Origin of the sequence: Nitrosopumilus adriaticus (assembly GCF_000956175.1) — an archaeon.
GTDB lineage: Archaea > Thermoproteota > Nitrososphaeria > Nitrososphaerales > Nitrosopumilaceae > Nitrosopumilus > Nitrosopumilus adriaticus.
The window spans coordinates 1732038-1749800 of record NZ_CP011070.1; the positions used below are offsets into that span (position 1 = coordinate 1732038).

General features: G+C 29.1%; 17 protein-coding genes and 2 pseudogenes. 11 read left to right on the top strand and 8 right to left on the bottom strand.

What is annotated here, in order from left to right; all coding sequences use genetic code 11:
• Nucleotides 1-87: 87 nt before the first annotated feature.
• Nucleotides 88-1065 carry a glycosyltransferase gene (locus tag NADRNF5_RS10275; protein WP_048118411.1) on the top strand — a complete coding sequence of 326 codons (978 nt, stop codon included), beginning with the start codon at nt 88-90 and terminating at the stop codon, nt 1063-1065.
• Between the two features lie 27 nt (nt 1066-1092).
• Here NADRNF5_RS10275 and NADRNF5_RS10280 read toward each other — a convergent pair whose 3' ends face one another.
• The 3 genes from NADRNF5_RS10280 to NADRNF5_RS10290 all read right to left on the bottom strand — a co-directional run bounded on the left by NADRNF5_RS10280 (nt 1093) and on the right by NADRNF5_RS10290 (nt 3492).
• The gene (locus NADRNF5_RS10280; RefSeq protein ID WP_048118414.1) at nt 1093-2088 is read right to left on the bottom strand and encodes a Gfo/Idh/MocA family protein; all 996 of its coding nucleotides are present in this window, start codon (nt 2086-2088) and stop codon (nt 1093-1095) included.
• A 7-nt stretch (nt 2089-2095) separates the two neighbouring features.
• Nucleotides 2096-2527 carry a cupin domain-containing protein gene (locus tag NADRNF5_RS10285; protein WP_048118417.1) on the bottom strand — a complete coding sequence of 144 codons (432 nt, stop codon included), beginning with the start codon at nt 2525-2527 and terminating at the stop codon, nt 2096-2098.
• Between the two features lie 80 nt (nt 2528-2607).
• Nucleotides 2608-3492, bottom strand: coding sequence for an NAD-dependent epimerase/dehydratase family protein (locus tag NADRNF5_RS10290; RefSeq protein WP_048118420.1), 885 nt, complete (start codon nt 3490-3492; stop codon nt 2608-2610).
• Between the two features lie 91 nt (nt 3493-3583).
• On the opposite strand from NADRNF5_RS10290, the gene NADRNF5_RS10295 reads away from it, so the two are divergent.
• From NADRNF5_RS10295 to NADRNF5_RS10790, 4 genes and pseudogenes are all read left to right on the top strand, one after another.
• Entirely contained in the window at nt 3584-4588 is a 1005-nt protein-coding gene (locus NADRNF5_RS10295; RefSeq protein ID WP_048118423.1) for a GDP-mannose 4,6-dehydratase, read from the top strand.
• Nucleotides 4589-4637: 49 nt separating this feature from the next.
• Entirely contained in the window at nt 4638-5621 is a 984-nt protein-coding gene (locus NADRNF5_RS10300) for a Gfo/Idh/MocA family protein (RefSeq protein ID WP_048118424.1), read from the top strand.
• Nucleotides 5618-5779, top strand: coding sequence for a hypothetical protein (locus NADRNF5_RS11180; protein ID WP_160289409.1), 162 nt, complete (start codon nt 5618-5620; stop codon nt 5777-5779). The genes NADRNF5_RS10300 and NADRNF5_RS11180 overlap by 4 nt, the downstream gene beginning before the upstream one ends.
• A 14-nt stretch (nt 5780-5793) precedes the next feature.
• Nucleotides 5794-6438: pseudogene (locus NADRNF5_RS10790) on the top strand (SDR family oxidoreductase); the annotation flags it as partial.
• Here the strand turns inward: NADRNF5_RS10790 and NADRNF5_RS10310 are convergent.
• Entirely contained in the window at nt 6439-7137 is a 699-nt protein-coding gene (locus NADRNF5_RS10310; protein ID WP_048118427.1) for an acylneuraminate cytidylyltransferase family protein, read from the bottom strand.
• Between the two features lie 96 nt (nt 7138-7233).
• Between NADRNF5_RS10310 and NADRNF5_RS10315 the strand changes: the two genes are divergently transcribed.
• Genes NADRNF5_RS10315 through neuC form a run of 3 tightly spaced genes read left to right on the top strand, consistent with a single transcriptional unit; the run spans nt 7234 to nt 10337 of the window.
• On the top strand, nt 7234-8121 hold the full coding sequence (locus NADRNF5_RS10315; protein WP_052661949.1) for an SDR family NAD(P)-dependent oxidoreductase: 888 nt from the start codon (nt 7234-7236) through the stop codon (nt 8119-8121).
• Between the two features lie 45 nt (nt 8122-8166).
• A complete protein-coding gene (locus NADRNF5_RS10320; RefSeq protein WP_048118429.1) occupies nt 8167-9198 on the top strand; it encodes an N-acetylneuraminate synthase family protein in 1032 nt (343 codons plus the stop codon).
• A complete protein-coding gene (gene neuC / locus NADRNF5_RS10325) occupies nt 9195-10337 on the top strand; it encodes a UDP-N-acetylglucosamine 2-epimerase (protein ID WP_048118433.1) in 1143 nt (380 codons plus the stop codon). The genes NADRNF5_RS10320 and neuC overlap by 4 nt, the downstream gene beginning before the upstream one ends.
• A gap of 22 nt (nt 10338-10359) precedes the next feature.
• Here neuC and NADRNF5_RS10330 read toward each other — a convergent pair whose 3' ends face one another.
• Nucleotides 10360-11826: an MBOAT family O-acyltransferase gene (locus NADRNF5_RS10330; RefSeq protein ID WP_048118437.1), complete on the bottom strand. Its 1467-nt coding sequence runs from the start codon at nt 11824-11826 to the stop codon at nt 10360-10362.
• Complete coding sequence (locus tag NADRNF5_RS10335) at nt 11826-12665, bottom strand: hypothetical protein (RefSeq protein ID WP_160289410.1); 840 nt, start codon at nt 12663-12665, stop codon at nt 11826-11828. Before NADRNF5_RS10335 ends, NADRNF5_RS10330 begins: the two co-directional genes overlap by 1 nt.
• 172 nt (nt 12666-12837) lie before the next feature.
• Here NADRNF5_RS10335 and NADRNF5_RS10340 point away from each other — a divergent pair.
• Nucleotides 12838-13670 (top strand): annotated as a pseudogene (locus NADRNF5_RS10340) (NAD-dependent epimerase/dehydratase family protein).
• A 6-nt stretch (nt 13671-13676) separates the two neighbouring features.
• Here the strand turns inward: NADRNF5_RS10340 and NADRNF5_RS10345 are convergent.
• Together NADRNF5_RS10345 and tes are read right to left on the bottom strand one after the other, a co-directional pair.
• Nucleotides 13677-14699 carry a glycosyltransferase family 4 protein gene (locus tag NADRNF5_RS10345; RefSeq protein ID WP_048118443.1) on the bottom strand — a complete coding sequence of 341 codons (1023 nt, stop codon included), beginning with the start codon at nt 14697-14699 and terminating at the stop codon, nt 13677-13679.
• Nucleotides 14700-14748: 49 nt separating this feature from the next.
• A complete protein-coding gene (gene tes / locus NADRNF5_RS10350; RefSeq protein WP_182129610.1) occupies nt 14749-16413 on the bottom strand; it encodes a tetraether lipid synthase Tes in 1665 nt (554 codons plus the stop codon).
• Between the two features lie 118 nt (nt 16414-16531).
• Here tes and NADRNF5_RS10355 point away from each other — a divergent pair, with 118 nt between their 5' ends.
• Nucleotides 16532-17299, top strand: coding sequence for a TrmB family transcriptional regulator (locus NADRNF5_RS10355; protein WP_048118446.1), 768 nt, complete (start codon nt 16532-16534; stop codon nt 17297-17299).
• Nucleotide 17300: 1 nt separating this feature from the next.
• Entirely contained in the window at nt 17301-17750 is a 450-nt protein-coding gene (locus NADRNF5_RS10360; RefSeq protein WP_048118449.1) for a metal-dependent transcriptional regulator, read from the top strand.
• Nucleotides 17751-17763 lie beyond the last annotated feature (13 nt).

A 17763-nucleotide genomic window follows, 5' to 3' on the forward strand; every position in this document is an offset into this window, starting at 1 on the left:
TCAACTATGCATTCTTATTTGTATAATTTTCTTTGAATTTGAAAATGATTAAAAAGACTTTAATTAAAAATTTGTTTATATAGAAAAATGACTAAAGTTTTCATGATCACTGAACACAAAATTGATGGAATTAATGCAAGTGGTAACAGGGCTAAATGGGAAGTTGAGGCACTTAAAAAAAAGAATTTTTCAGACATTGAACTAATAGATAAATTTGATAAAACAAAAATTCCTAAAATTTCAAATAAATTAGTTCATGCTCAACAACTAAGTGGGAGATTACTTGAAAATATTCAATATATTGTCGATGCACATGGACTTGAATATGTGTATTCTGCACAAATGTCTCATGGATATCCATTACATTCATGGCGTAGATGGGCCTTTAAAGTAAAATCCTATCATTATGAAAAATTAGAAACAAAAATTTTTAGAAATTCTAAACATATTATATGTGCTGGAGAAAAAATTTATGAAAAAGTTAAAAATATTCAAAATGCTACAGTTGTAAGAAATTCTGTTTTTCCCGAAAATTATATTCCAACTAAATGTAAAAATTTGAAGATAGCTTTAGTAGGTCCTTTCTTACCAGGAAAATTAAACTATTTTGGATTAGATATGATTAAATTTATTGTAGAAAAATTTAACAATGTTGAATTTGTATTCATTGGTCCTACTGACAAAAATTTTCGAGATACATTAAATTTTAAAAACACTACATTTACTGGAAAAGTAAATAATTACATTGAAACATTACGAACTTGCAGTGTTTTATTAGCACCATATCCTGATTTTGCTTATTATTTAGGTTCAAAAACAAAATTTATTGAAGCAGCAGCTTGTCAAATACCAATAGTTACTACACCAGTAGGAAATATTGATTTTCAAAATGATTATGTTTGCATAGGTAAAACAAAAAATGAACTTGTAAATCAAATTCATTATTTAGAAGATGAAGACATACGTACTGATTTAGGAAAAAAATTAAGAAATCTAATTTTGAAAAAGTATAATGCAGAAATCGAAATTGAAAAAGTAATTAAAATTTATAATGAATTACTTTAATAAAAAATATATTTTTATTAATTTATTTTATTTTTCAATATCTTCTAAATAAACAAACTTCTTCTTTTTATTCGACAATCTTACTGCTTCTAAAATTTTAGCTTGTTTTAATAAATCATCTTCAAAATTAAAATCACATTTTTTAATATTTGAGATTTCTTCAAAAAAGGTTTTTATCATAAGAGCAGTTTGATCTACTGGTTCAATCATGATAATTTTTTTACTATCATTTTTTATTAAATGTATTTCTGTTTCAAAATTTTTTGGAACTGCAAATGCACGATTTAATTTAATGTTACCTTTTGAACACCAAATTTCATAATTAGATTTAAAATTTCTATCAAATCCTGATTCGGCATATGCATTTTTTTTATCATAGATTAGAAAGACACTAGAACTAATATCAATGCCTAATGTAGCATCAATCAGTAAATTACTCATCACACCAACAGGTTCTTCATTGAAAATAATTCTACTGGCACAAATTGGATAACAACAAGCATCATTTAATATTCCTCCACCTAATTTTTTTTGCAATCGAATGTTATTATCATTGGGTCTTGGATATCCAAAATTTCCAATAAAATTATGAATGTTTCCTAAATTATGCTCTTGAATTAAATCTAATACTTTTTTATGTTGTGGGTGAAATCTAAATGAAAAACATTCTATAATTCGTGTTTTAGATGATTTACTAGTATTAACCATATTTTTTGCTGATTCATATGATGTTGTAGATGATTTTTCACATAAGACATGTAGACCTGCTTCTGCAGCTTTAATAGTCCATTTTTCATGTAATCCATCGGGTAATGAAATATAGACACAATCAATGTCAGATGAAATAACATCTTCATAGCTACCAAAAGTTTTACAACCTATCTCTTTTGAAAATTGTTTTGCTTTAGAATCTGTTCTACTTCCTACGATATCTATTGAAGCAAATTCTAAAGAGTTTATTGCAGGAATGAATTTATTTTTTGCAACTCTTGAACAACCAATTATACCAATTTTAAAAGTCATTTTATGGCTATGTTGAATTGAAATACGGAGAAGAAGGATCTCCATGATCTCCCTTACCCATTCCCATATCTACATGAATAATAGGATCTTTACAATCATCCCATTTTTTAGTTAACATTGCAACAGCTATACAATCGGTTATTGCCAAAAAAACATGTTTGGTACCTTTTGGAGTATGTGTACAGTGCCCTTTACTTAAAAAAATAAACTCCTCTTCTGTATTTTCATTTTCTCTTGTAACAAGTACGCCCTCTCCTTCTGTAATTAAAAAATATTCATCAAATTCTGGATGATAGTGATTTCCACGAATTTTTCCTGCTTTAATATAATTAAAATTAAATTCTACAATTGGATCTTTTGGTATAAACGTAAAAATCCCACCTCTACCATCCTTTACTGTATTTAGATTTGCTGTAGGAAACAATCTTTCAATTTTCATATAGAAATTTTATTTACAATCAATTTATCTTTTTATGTTAATTTTCAATATGTAATTTCATATTTTGAAGAAATACCACCTCAGATATAGGAATTATATGTGATTTCTAATCCCTTCTTCAAAGAAATCTTTGGTTTCCAATTGAAGTCTGATTTCATCTTAGAAATGTTAGCACAAATATCTGATATCTCGTTTTTCCGGCGTTTTTCTTTAGAAGAAATCAACTTGGGATTTTTATTGTGTATGTTAAAACAGGTTTTTACTAGTTCTTCAATAGAAATGCTTTTTCCACTTCCAAGATTATATACTTGAAATCCTCTTTTTTTAGAATTTATAATTTGAATTAAACCGTTTATTACATCATCAATAAAAATAAAATCTCTTTTAGGAGAAACATTACCTAATTTTACTTTTGAATCATGAATCATTTGATTAATTATATTAAAAACAAGGTTTGATTTTGAACTTGATGGTCCATATACTGAAAATATCCTTGCAACACGTATATCTAAATCATAGGTTTTTGAATATGTTTCACATAGTATTTCACTCATTTTTTTACTTGATGCATAATGGGTAAAAGGATGACATGGATCAATTTCTGCAATTGGAAGTTTTTTTGGATTTCCATATACATGACTTGAACTTAAGAAAATAAAACTGGAGTCTTTTTTTCTTGCAATTTCTAACATTTTTAGTGTCGAGTTTACATTTAATTCATAACATTTTGTTGGATTCAGATTGCAATAATTTACATCACTATAAGCTGCCATGTGAATAATCTTGGAAAAATGATTTTTTAATATAATATTAGATTTAGTAATATCTAGATTATGTGAATAGAAGTTTTTAGAAGATTTTATTTTATTTTTAGATATACCAAAAATTTTATAATTTTTATTTAATGCCGAAACTAGATGATTTCCAATAAATCCAGTAGTTCCTGTTATGAGTATTTCTTCCAAAATTTCAACCTATTTTATTAAATGATATTTTTCAATTTCACTTTTTTCATTTATTATATAACCTTAAAAAGTGAATGTAAGTGGGTATTGTATGACTAGAGCTTTAATTACTGGAATTACAGGTCAAGATGGGGCATATCTAGCACGGTTCTTACTAAAAAAGGGATATACTGTTTTTGGGACATTTAGAAGACAATCTTCCAGTAATTTTTGGAGATTACATTATCTTAAAATCGCTAATAAAATAAATTTAATTCCTGCAGATGTGTTAGATTCAACATCTGTTTATCGTGCCTTAGAAGAATCAAATCCAACAGAAATTTATCATTTAGCTGCACAAAGTTTTGTTGGTGCATCATTTGATCAACCACTCTACACAAGTGATGTCACAGGATTTGGTACTGTAAGAGTATTAGATGAAATTTTAAAATTTAATAAAAAAATAAAGTTTTATCAAGCATCTTCAAGTGAAATGTTTGGGTCTGAAAAATCTCCTGTAAAAAATGAGTCCTCTCCATTAATGCCATCTAGTCCATATGCCATTTCAAAACTATATGCTTATTGGCAAACAAAGCTATATCGTGAGGCATATGATGTTTATGCTGTTAATGGAATTTTATTTAATCATGAATCACCTTTACGTGGATTAGAATTTGTTACAAGAAAAATTTCAAATGAAGTTGCAAGAATTTCTCTTGGAATATCAAAGAAATTAGAATTAGGAAATATTTTAGCTAAACGTGATTGGGGTTATGCACCTGAATATGTTGAAGGGATTTGGAAGTCTTTACAAGCTAAAAAGCCAGATGATTATGTAATGGCTACAAATGAAAACCACACGGTAAAAGAATTTGCAGAAAAAGCATGTAAAATAGCTGGGATATCTACAAAATGTATTTCAGTAAGTAAAAAAAATCTTAGACCATTTGATGTTAATAATCTAAAAGGGGATTACTCAAAAGCTAAAAGAAAATTAGGATGGAATCCTAAAACTAAGTTTAATGGTTTAGTTAAGATTATGGTTGAAGAAGACATCCATAGATGGGAACAAAGATTGAAAGGGGAATATCTTCCTTGGGACGCAGGAACTGCATGATTTCATAACAAATAGAAATTAAATATAGAGAAGTTAAACTTATTTTAATATGAAAATTGTTGTTATAGGGTATGGTTCTATTGGAAAAAGGCATGTAACTAATTTACTCAAAATCTCTAAAACAGAAATAATAATTTGCACAAAACAAAAAATTAAAAACCCTTCTCTTAAGAGAATAAAAATTTTTGAATCCATTTCAGATTGTCTTAAAGAAAAACCAGATATAGGAATAATTGCTAATGAATCAAGTTTTCATATTCCAATTGCAATTAAACTTGCCAAGGCAGGAATTGATCTATTTGTTGAGAAACCATTATCAAATTCTCTTAAAAATTCAAAAGAATTACTTTCAATTATTGAAAAAAAGAAAATAATAACTCAGATGGGATGTCAGTTACGTTTTCACAAATGTATTAAAGAAATCAAAAAAATAATTTCAAGTAATAAAATCGGGAAAGTAATTTCTGTTAGAGCAGAATGTGGTTCATTTTTACCTGATTGGCACCCATATGAGGATTATAAAAAAAGCTATGCTGCAAGAACTGAATTAGGAGGAGGAGTAGTATTGACAAATATTCATGAGATTGACTATCTTTATTGGATATTTGGAGACGTTAAAGAAGTGATTTCAGTGACGGGCAGCTATAGCGATTTAAAAATTTCTGCAGATGATCTTTCTGTAGGGATATTGAAATTTAAGAATAATATTATTGCAGAATTGCATTTGGATTATTTTCAAAAACCCGATTTTAGAAGTTGCAAAATAATTGGAAGTAAAGGTACCGTGTTTTGGGATTCGGATTCAAATATGGTCACATTATATGATAATCAAAAAAATAAATGGATTAAAGTTTTAAAATGGTCCAAATATGATAGGAATTTAATGTATAAAGAAGAACTAATTCACTTTTTAGATTGTGTAAAAAAACGAAAGATCACAATTAATCCTGTTGAGATAGATGGAATTAAAACATTGAAAATTGGACTCGCGATAATAAAATCTTCTAAATCACGGAAAATGATCAAAGTATGAAAAAGCAATATAGTTTGGAATTATTTGATCTTACCGACAAAGTTATAGTTTTAACAGGAAGTGCAGGTCGTTTAGGAACAAATTTTGCACATATCCTTAGTGATGCAGGTTCTAATGTAATTCTTATAGATATAGATAATAAAAAAATAATCAATTAGAAAAATCATTATCTGAAAAATATAATACTGATCCATTTGCATGTAAGATAGACATTACAAAAAAAGATCAATTACAAAAAATTAGTAAACAAATTTTAAAAAAATATGGAAAAATAGACGGATTAGTAAATAATGCATTTTATAGTCCTAGATCAAATGTGAAAAAATCCGCAAAGAGATTTGAAGATTTTCCATTAGATTTATGGAATGATGTAGTGTCAGTAAACTTAACTGGAGTTTTTTTGTGCTCACAGATATTTGGTAAAATTATGTCAACACAAAAATCAGGAGGAAAGATTGTAAATATTTCATCAATATATGGAATTAATGGAGCAGATCAGCGCATTTATGGAGATAGTGAATTAAATTCTCCACCATCATATGCAGCAACTAAGGGGGCAATAGTTAATTTTACAAGATATTTAGCTGCATATTGGAACAGAAAAAATATTCGTGTAAATACGATGACATTAGGCGGGGTGCTTGACAAAGAGTACATGAATAAAAAATTCATAAAAAATTACTCTGAAAAAACAATGATTGGACGAATGGCAAACAATAATGAGTATAACGGAGGATTATTATTTTTGTTATCAGATGCTTCATCCTACATGACTGGGGCAAATCTAATATTAGATGGAGGATGGAGCGCGTGGTAATTAAAAAGAAATCAATTTCTGTTTTATCATCATTTCTGCCAACCTAAATTCAATTTCTGTATCGATCATAAGACCACACTCAGGAGGGATTTCTACAGGTAATGATCGTGGTAAGATAGGTGTTTTGTATTTAAGAAATTGTTTAACATCATATGCAAATAATCCATTTAGTTGATAAACAATGGGTGCATCTTGTCTACGCTTTGGTCTATTTTTTAATTTTTTAGATAACTTGAGAAAACCCTTTGAATCTAATTCCATCATATTAAAATATGGATTAAAGTGCTGTTGATAGACACCATAAACTGCGTATGGTTTTTTATTTTTTAATATTCTTAGAGCATTTTTCATATCAGATATTCTGAAGAAAGGAACAGTACAATCACGATTAACTAAAACATCAAATTCATAACCTAATCCTCTGAGTTCTTTAATTCCATGAAGCATCACATTGGCAAATCCAGCTGAATCTGTTGCGAGGTTTTTAGGACGTTTGAATGGAACTTCTGCACCATATTTTTTTGCAACTTTTGCTATTTCAGTGTCTTCTGTTGAAACAACTACATTGGTAAATATTTTTGATTTGAGTGCAGATTCTATGGCGTAAGATATCAATGGTTTATTATCGAGTTTACGAATATTTTTACCAGGAACACCTTTTGAACCACCTCTAGCCCCAATAAAACAAATTGCTTTCAAAATTACTCTTTTTCTTCAATCCACGTATTAAATAAATTCTTGTTAATTGATTTTTAGATAAGATTAAAAATAGACTTTGTTGTATTGTAGTAATTTATGAGTAAAACAAAGCAAAAAACTGCAATGACTAAAGAATTAAAGAATAAATCAATTTTAGTTACTGGAGGGGCAGGTAGTATTGGTTCTGCGCTAGTTGAAAAACTATTAGAATTTCCTATCCAATCAGTTAGAGTTTTTGATAATAATGAATACGCATTAGCCAAATTAAATAAAAAATTGAAAGATTCTAGACTAAGAATTATCTTAGGGAATATCTTAGATCAGGACAGAGTATCTATTGCATGTGATGAAATTGACATAGTTTTTCATCTTGCAGCAATTAAAAATATTGAGATTTCAGAATTTAATCCGATTGAAACAATTGATACCAATGTAAATGGAACTGTAAATATGATAAAAATGTTAATTGAAAAGAAACCAAAAAAATTTATCAATATTAGCACAGATAAAGCTGCTGATGCATCTACTCTTTATGGAAATACAAAACAGTTAGGTGAAAGACTAACAAGTTGGGCTGGTTCTCATACATATCCACGAACAAAAACCGCAACAGTCAGATTTGGAAATGTTATAGAATCTAGAGGAAATGTTTTTGAAATATGGAATGAGGAAAAAAGTAAGAACAAACCTCTGTCAATCACAGAGCCTTCAATGAAAAGATATTTCATTCATGCTAATGAAGTAGTAGATTTTATCTTAACTGGTTTATTGTTAGCTAAGAAAGGAGAAATTTTTATTCCAAAAATGAAAAAATTTAACATAAAACAACTTGCAGATAAAATATCAAAATCACAAAGAATTATTGGATTACGTCAAGGAGAGAAATTAGAGGAAATTTTATTAAATTCTGATGAAAAAAGTAAGGCGACTGAAAAAAACGATATGTGGGTAATAGAACCAAATAAAGGTAAATTAGTACGTTAAATAAATCATAATTAATTAATACATAGCATTGAAAATTAAAAATTGTTGAATGAGATTAAAATTCGAAGTATAAAAATTGGTTCAAAACATCCAGTTTTTGTAATTGCAGAAGCAGGAATTAATCATAATGGTTCTTTTTCTATAGCGAAAAAATTAGTTGATATGGCAAAAAAAGCAGGTGTTAATTGCATAAAATTTCAAACACATATTACAGAAGAAGAAATGACAAAAACAAAAATTCTACCAGGTAAGATTTCAAAAAAACCATTGTGGGACATAATTAAAAATTGTGAATTAACAGAAAACGAAGAAGTAAAACTGAGTAAGTATTGTAAAGAAAGAAAAATTCTTTTTTTATCTACTCCATTTTCTATCACTGCCGTAGAAAGATTAGAAAAAATAAAAATGCCAGCATATAAAATTGGTTCTGGAGAACTAACAAATATTCCATTCTTAGAACATATTGCAAAAACGAAGAAACCAGTAATTCTTTCTACAGGTATGTCAGAAATGAATGAAATAAAAACTGCAGTCAGATTGTTTAAAAAATATAAAACTCCACTTGCTTTACTTCAAACAACATCAGAATATCCATGTGACTATAAGGATATTAATTTAGGAGTTATAGAAAAATATCAAAAAGTATTCAAAATTCCAATTGGAATTTCTGATCATTCCATTGGAATCTATACTGCATTAGGGGCCGTTGCAAAAGGTGCATGTATTGTTGAAAAGCATATAACATTAAATAAAAAAATGTCAGGACCGGATCAGAAATTATCTTTAGAATATAAAGAATTATCAGAATTAGTTAAAGGGTGTAAAGCAATTAAAGAAGCATTAGGAAACTCTAAAAAAATTCTAAAAAAAGAATTACCCGTTTTACGATTTGCAAGAGAATCAGTTGTTACATTAAACAAAATTTCAAAAAATGAAAAGTTTACCCATGATAATTTAACCACAAAAAGGCCAAATACTGGTCAAATACCTGCAAAAGATTTCCACAAAATTATTGGTAAAAAGGCTAAAAAAGATCTTCATAAAAATAAACAATTGAAATATAGTGATATTATTTGAAAAGAAAAATTTTGTTTGTTACTGAAAGAAGAGCAGATTATTCTAAATTACGACCAGTAATTAGTGCAGTAAAAAAATCAAAAAAATTTGAATATTATTTAGTTGTAACAGGTAGCCATTTATCAAAAAAACATGGAAGTACTATTGATGAAATAAAAAATGATGGATTCAGGATTTATAAAAAATTTCATATGTTTTATGATAATGAGGATGACTCCCCTGCTACAATGACATTAGCATTTGGAAGAGCTATTGAAAATTTAACCAAGATTATAAAATCATTAAAACCAGATATTGTATTTTCTGGTTTTGATATTGGTGCAAATTTTGCTGCAGCAATTGTTGGTGCACATATGAATATTCATGTAGCACATTTAGAAGGAGGAGAAATTACAGGAACAATAGATGAATCAATTCGACATGCAACAACAAAATTTTCACATATTCATTTTACTAGTAGTAAAGAGGCGTCAAAGAGGCTTATCAAGTTAGGAGAATCCCCCAAGAATATCTTTACAGTAGGAAATCCATCATTAGATGTAATAAAATCTATTAAATTTTTATCAAAAAATGAACTTGAGAAAGAATTTGACATAGATCTTAAAAAACCATTTTTATTAGTTGTTCAGCATACAGTTACTACAGAAATCAATAAAATTGACAGATATTTCTTAGAAACAATTAATGCTATCAAAGAATCAGACATACAATCAATTATTATCTCTGGAAATATTGATGCAGGCTCGCAGAGAATAAAAAAGATCATTAAAAATTCAAAAATTTCTCATTATGAACACTTACCATTTAAAAAATACATTAGTTTGCTTTATCATGCTTCAGCAATAATTGGTAATTCAAGTAGTGGAATAATGGAAGCACCATTTTTACATATTCCATCAATAAATATAGGAACTAGACAGGAAGGAAGAAGTAAAAACAAGAGTATCATAAATGTAACTTATAATAAAGAAGAGATTAAAAAGGCAATCAGAAAAATTCTTAATGATAAAAAATTTTTAGTGCAAATTAAGAAGCAAAAACCTCAACATGGTAAGGGTGAAGCATCAAATAAAATTGTAAAAATATTAGAGGATTTAGATTTAGAAAAAATACCTATTCAAAAGAAATTAGCATACTAAATTATGTTAAATACGTAACAAACTAAAATCGGAAATAAATAAAATCTTCAGGATTTCCATCAAAGAAAAATAGAATAGAGGACATAATAATTATTAGAATTAGAATCCAATATGAAAGTCTCATATTAGAAATACTTTCAACCAAATTAGGTTTCTTGAAAGTTATAAAATTCAAAATAACAAATAATATAATCAATCCAATTGCAAATCTATGTTGAGAAGCAGTTGTAAAAAGACTAATTAATTGAAAATCTATCAAAACATATTTTTCAATTGAATACATCATACTGTCTACATCATGTACTCTAAATGGAATCCATGCTAGAAACACAAAATACTGTGTGACTGATATTGAAACTATTTTTCCTATTTTTGATTTGAAAAATGAATTGTTTTTAAGAATTGGGAATTTATTTAGAATTAATTTGTGAACTGCAAGATATAATCCGTGTAATAATCCCCAGACAACAAAATTCCATGATGCTCCATGCCATAATCCTCCTAGGAACATAACTGTCATCAAATTGAAATATGTTCTGCCTGTAGATTTCTTGTTTCCACCTAATGGAATGTACAGATAGTCTCGAAGCCAACTTGACAGTGAGATGTGCCATCTTCTCCAAAAATCTGATGGAGAGGTTGCAAAATACGGTTTGTTGAAGTTCAGGGGCAACTTGAAGCCTAGAATTAGTGCAGCTCCAATTGCAATGTCAGAATAACCTGAAAAATCACCATAGATTTGAATGCCAAAAGCTATTGTGCCTAAAATAATTGTAAATGACTCTAAGCCAATAGGATTTGAAAATATATCATTTACCATAGGTGCGATATTATCTGCAAAAAACATTTTCTTAAGAAAACCAAACGCCATAATTGTTATGCCTAGTTTGAGATTTCTGTCATGAATTGAGATCAGAGATAGTCTGTTGGTTCCAAAGTTCTCCATCTTTTCTCTTAGTTGGGGCAAAAAGTCCTTGGCTCTTACAATGGGTCCTGCAACTAGCTGTGGGAAAAATGCCACAAACAAAGCAAATTCTCTTAATGTTTTACTAGGCTCTAATTTCCCTCGATAGATATCAGCAGTATAACTAATTGTTTGAAACGTGTAAAATGAAATTCCTATGGGTAATGCAAGATTGAGAAATGGAATTGATTCGAATCCTAACGAATGAGATACTGCATTGATTTGAGATATTCCAAAATCAGCATACTTGAAGAATCCCAATAATCCAAGGTTTCCAGCAAGACTGATTGAGAATATTATTTTTTTGCGGGTAATATTTTGTGATTTCCAAATTTCTCTACCTGCATAAAAATCAAGAAGTGTAGAAAATATCAGTAGAATAATCAGATAGTTACTGGTATAATAAAAGAAAAAGTATGATGCAACAAGTAAGAAGAGATGTTGAAACTTTCTATATTTGAAAATTACAACTACTGATACTACAAAAATAAAAAATATTATAAAATCAGGGGAATTGAAAAGCATTATGTTTCCTCGATAATCATTTTTGCAATGTCTTGATTAAAGATAAAACCTTTAGGACCATGAACAATATGGTTTGGTGAACTCCAGATCTCAGATTTTGTGTAATTAGTTAACAATGAATTAACATGTATATCGTATTTATTTTCAATAAATTCAATTATGTTTTCAAAGTTCTTTTTATCAACATCATTTAATGTCTCCAGATATTCTGAATTATGAGGCGTGATAAATAAAATCACATCAATGTTATTATTTTCAAATTGATTTAGCAAAAAAATCAAAGATTGTAATTGTAAATTATTCTCAGGCTCAGGTATCTTAGTTACTTCAGCATTATTCTTATAAAAAATTCCTATGTCTTCAAGATACATGATATTAGAATGTCTTTCAGAATATGGAAAAAAAGGAGTGGATGTCATACTGGTAGCATGAGATGGCGTTACTCCAACAATATTTCTAATAACATTCAAAGTAGTTAGTTTAGGATTTTGAAGAAAATCAGCTTCAAAATAAAAGGAATTTTTAATAAAATTTTCCGGATTAGGAAGTGGATATTCATTATTAATTGGAGTTATGCCTGCAAAATCCCTAAACCCAAGTCCATAGACCACTAGAATTGGTTTCAATGAATGAATTTGTGAAAAATGTTTTAATCTCTTTGTAGGTGTATCAGAACCCTTGGCCAGATTATAGATTTCAAATTCCTCAGAATGATTTTCATTAATAATTTTCTCAATTTCCTCAGAATCAAGCATGCCAACATGACTAGAACCAATTAATAATATTTTATCAGAATCATCAAAAGTTCTGGAGAAAAATTGTGTTTCATTAGTAGTCATTTCTTTTTGAAAAATATATTGAAATGAAACAAAAAGAGAAAATGAGATTAATAATGCTAAAGAAATTGATAATAGAATTTTTTTCAATGTGAGATATTTAAGAATAATCCATTATACATATTTAGATTCAAAAAAAGAATAACTTTTAGAGTAACATAAGGAAGTAAATTTAATGAGGAAAATTCTTGTCACAGGATCTACAGGATTTATTGGAAAAGATCTCACAAAGAAAATCCCCAATTCAATTATTATTAAAGATTTTAGAGAAAATGAAAAAATTAATTTACAAAATAAAAATGATGTAATGAAAATTGAATCTGTAGATACAGTAATTCATCTTGCTGGAAAGACACCACTAAAACAAATAGAAGATATAGAATATTTTAGAAACAATCTTAGTGCTACAACAAACATTTTAGAATATTGTATAAAAAAAATATTAAAAAATTAATTTATGTAAGTAGCTATGTATACGGAAATCCGAAATATTCTCCAATCGATGAAAATCATCCAATTCACCCACATAATGCATATACAGAAAGTAAATACCTAGGAGAAAGATTATGTGAGTTTTTTTCAAAAAATTCAGAATTAAGTGTAATTATATTAAGGCCATTTAATATTTTTGGAGAATCAATGAAAGAAGGATATTTGTTGAGTAATTTGATAAATTCTGCAAAAACTGATAAAAAAATTAAAATCCTAAATAAAAATTCTAAAAGAGATTTTCTATATATTGATGATTTTGTGGATGCGATTTTAAAAGCTTTAGATTATAATTGCAAATTTGAAATATTTAACGTTGGTTATGGAAGATCATTCTCCTTTATTGAAATAATTTCTAAAATAGAAAATTTTCTCAATAAAAAACTCAATATTGAGTATGAATATGATGAAAAACAATTAATCCCAAAAATTGAAGCAAACATAACAAAAATTAAAAATAATTTAAAATGGGAACCAAAGATGAATTTTGAAGACGAATTATTCAGATTGTTAAAATAAATTATTTTATGATTGTGTCAATTTTTTATATAATTCTAGATATTTTTTTCCAATATTAGACCAATCATACTCTTGAACTAGTTCAAAAGCATTGTTAGAAAGTTTTTGTAACTTTTCTGTATTATGTATTATTGAATTTATTGAATTGAGTAACTCAACAGAGCTGTTAGGTTCAATTAAAATTCCAGTCTTATTATTTTCAAATAATTCTACATTTCCACCTATAGCAGTAGCAATTACTGGAGTTTTACATGCCATTGCTTCAAGTAATGTTGCACTAATTCCTTCAGCAAGTGAAGGCTGGATTAATAATTTAGATCCACGGATTAAAGGAATTGTTTTTTCTTTAGGTTGATACCCCAAATAATGAATATTTTTATTAGTTTTAATTGATTCTGTTACAGTTTCTTTTTCTGGTCCATCACCTACAATCAATAAATGAATATCTTTAGGAAGATTTTTTGCAGTTTCAAGTATTGTTAGAATACCTTTTTCTTTTGATAAACGACCAGCAAAAATTATTTGTTTTTCATACCTAGTATCAATGCCAGAAGGTATTGATTTGATATCAATTGCGTTTGGAATGAAAGTGACTTTTGGGCCTAATTTACTATAATATTCAAATGCTTCTTTAGAACCTGCGGTAACAGCATCAGCCCATTCAAAAGCATTTTTTTCGTATTTATTTGAAAAATTTGAACTTGATTGCCCATGAAGCATTCCAATTTGTTCACTATAAATTCCATGAATGGTAAGAATTTTTTTTCCAGAAATATTTTTCATTGCAAGTGCAGCTATTGGATGCTGTGCATGAACTATATCATAAGGTTTCATTAATTTTGCTTTTAAAAAAGAAGAAATCAAAAAGCTGGGATTTTTTAATTTTTTAATTGGAATTACAGGAGTATTTTCTGAAGAAAGTACATCCACATGATGGCCATTTTCTTTAAGAAATTTTATTAAATCTCTAACATGTTGTGCCACTCCACCAATTCCTTTTAATGTTGGTGAAATAAGGAGAATTTTCACATAACAAAATTAGTTGGTGACCTTTTAAGGTCTTGGATTAAAAATCCTTTTACATTGTAGCTTGTGCAGCATCATGGAACATCTGACTCTTTGCACAGCCAGCAGCAAGTTCATCACCTGCTCCACGTCTCATGAGACCACGATATAATCCATCTTCAAGTTTAACGCCTTCTCTTTCTTCCCATTCCTCTACAGTGATAGAATATTTCTTTTGGATTCTGTCTCTATACCATTCTGGAATTACATTGAATGCACAGAATGGAACTATTCTAAGATCTGGAGTTAGATAGTGAATATCACATCTTTGTAATCTTTCAAGATCTTCATTGTATTTGTCTTGAAAGTGCATCATACCAAGGAATAATCCTTTGACATGCCATGAACCAACTGAATCAAATGATCTCTTCATAAGGATATTACCAAACATTTTTGCTAAATCCAATCCTGCTGGTTGTTTCTTTGTATCAACAAAGCCTTTGAGTTTTCTTACAACTTCTAGCATTGTAAAGTATTTGTTTTTACCAGAACGAATCTCTTCTGCTTTATCTTCAAATAATTCTAACATTCCTTGAATGTCACAGAATTTTGTTAATGGGACAAACTTCTTTGTATCTGCATCTTCAAAGATGTATGTTCCTGCACCACAAGCAAAGTGAATTGATAATTCGTATTTTGGTTTGCTTGAGAATGCTTCAATTACATTTGTTAATGGCATGCAACTTGGGACTGGGAACCAGTCATCAACTGTTACTTCCCCGTTAGTTTGTTCCTCAATTCTTTGAACACAATCAGGAACTGTGATTCTATATTTTTCACGTTCAGATTTACCCATTCTTCCAGTTAATGATACTGGTTGAAAGTTTACAGCGTGCACTACATCCATGTTCTTTTGTGCATATCTGATAATCCCACCTAATTCATGATCATTGATTGATTTGATTACTGTTGGAACAAATACCACAGTAGTACCTGTCTTTCTGCAACTATCAAGTGCATATGGAATTTCCCAGTGGTTCTTTGGATTTGTTCTTGCAGTTACACCATCAAAGGAAAGATACAAGTTGTTACATCCAGCAAGTCTTACTTCTCTTGCTGCTTCCGGATCCATGGCGTGTCTAATACCATTGGTATTCATCTGAATATGGTCAACACCTTCTTCTTTCATTATTTTAATAACATCAGCAATATCTTCTCTAAGCATTGGTTCTCCACCAGTAATTTGCATAGAGTTTCCTGGAATTGGTCTTTCAGATCTTAGTGTCTTCATCATTGCTCTGACTTGAGTATGATCTGGTTCATACATGTAAGCGCCTTCAAGGCCTTTTTTTACATAGAAAAAGCAATACCAACATGTCAAATCACATCTATTAGTTACAATCATGTTTGCAAGTCCACTGTGTGATAAGTGATTTGAGCATAATCCACAGTTATTAGGACATGAACATTTGTCAATCATTACGTTTGGAGAATGGGCACCTTTTCCATCCATCCAGTATGTACTAAATTTCTTGTACATTTCATAAGAACCAAAGTATAATTCCTCACATTCACCGTGAGTTGGACAAACTTTAGACATGAAGACCTTGTTATCTCTCTCAAAGACTTCAGCATCCAGAATCATGTTACAGTCTGGACAAATACTTTGAGTGAATCTAATTGTGGATTTTTTACCTAAATTTTTTGTTGATTGATTGGATATCTGAATTAGTGCCATACCTGTAATCGAAATTCTTCTGAAATACTATATAATCCATTTCACACTCACCCCCGTGTGGAATTTAGTAATTAGGCATACCTGATTTAAATACCAAAACTGATCGACTAGATCGCATATGAGTATCTCTGATAAAACAAGAAAGGCATTAGAAAAAATCGGTCTAACTAGTTATGAAATTAGAACATTCTCTGCATTACTCAAATCTGGTGAGTTGACAGCTTCAGATCTTAGTCAAAAATCAGGAGTACCATATTCAAAAATTTACGAAGTATTAGGAACTCTAGAGGATAAGGGATGGATAGGATCAGATGATTCAAGACCAACAAAATACTTTGCAAAATCACCTTCTACCGGACTAGAAACTACTAAACAAAAAATGGAAAATGATTTTTCTCAAAATCAGAATGTAATATTAAATGAGTTAGTTCCATTATATGAAAAAAGTGGAACTAGTGAAAGACCAGATATTTGGGTACTTTCAGGTGCCATTAACATTGCAGCTAAAATTTTAGAGATGGTAGATACTTGTAGAAATGAAGTAATGATTGCATTACCTGAAGCTGGAGTAGATTTAGTAAAACAAGCATTACCAAAATTAAGATCACTTCATGATAAAGGTGTAGACATTACAATTCTTACTTCAGATAAGATGGACAAAGAATCAATCAAGGCAATCAAGCGTGTTTCAACTGTAAAAATAAAAAAAGGTCTATTTGGAGGAGGTATAATTTCTGATAAAAGATATGTTGTAATTTTATTAGGTCCAGAAATAGGAGGTGCCAATACTTCAGAAGTTGTAGCAATTTGGGCAGATCATGCAGGATTGGCAGGATTTGCACGTCAATACTTTGAATATTTATTAAAAGATTCAAAGGTGATATAATATGGATGCAATAGATGAAGAAACTCTTTTTGTAGGTACTGCTGAAGCTGAACATGTAGAGATGTATCTTAAGGCAATCTGGCATATCAAAGAAAGAGGTGAAGATGTTAAGATCAGTACCATTGCAAAAATGCTCAATGTCAGACAACCAAGTGTAGTTCAAATGCTCAAGAAATTAAATTCCAAAAATCTGGTAAATTACAACAAGGCAGGTGTAAAACTTACAGAGGATGGTGAGCGTATAGGTGCGAGTATGATGAGAAATAGTAGATTACTTGAAGTTCTCATGGATAGTGCATTAAAAGTAGAAATTGATGAAGAAATGGTATGTGGAATCGAACACCATATGAATAAACAATTTACAGATGCACTTTGTGTAATGTTGAAGCACCCAAGAAAATGTCCACATGATCACGATATTCCAATGGGCGAATGCTGTAAATCAACATAATTGAAATTACATC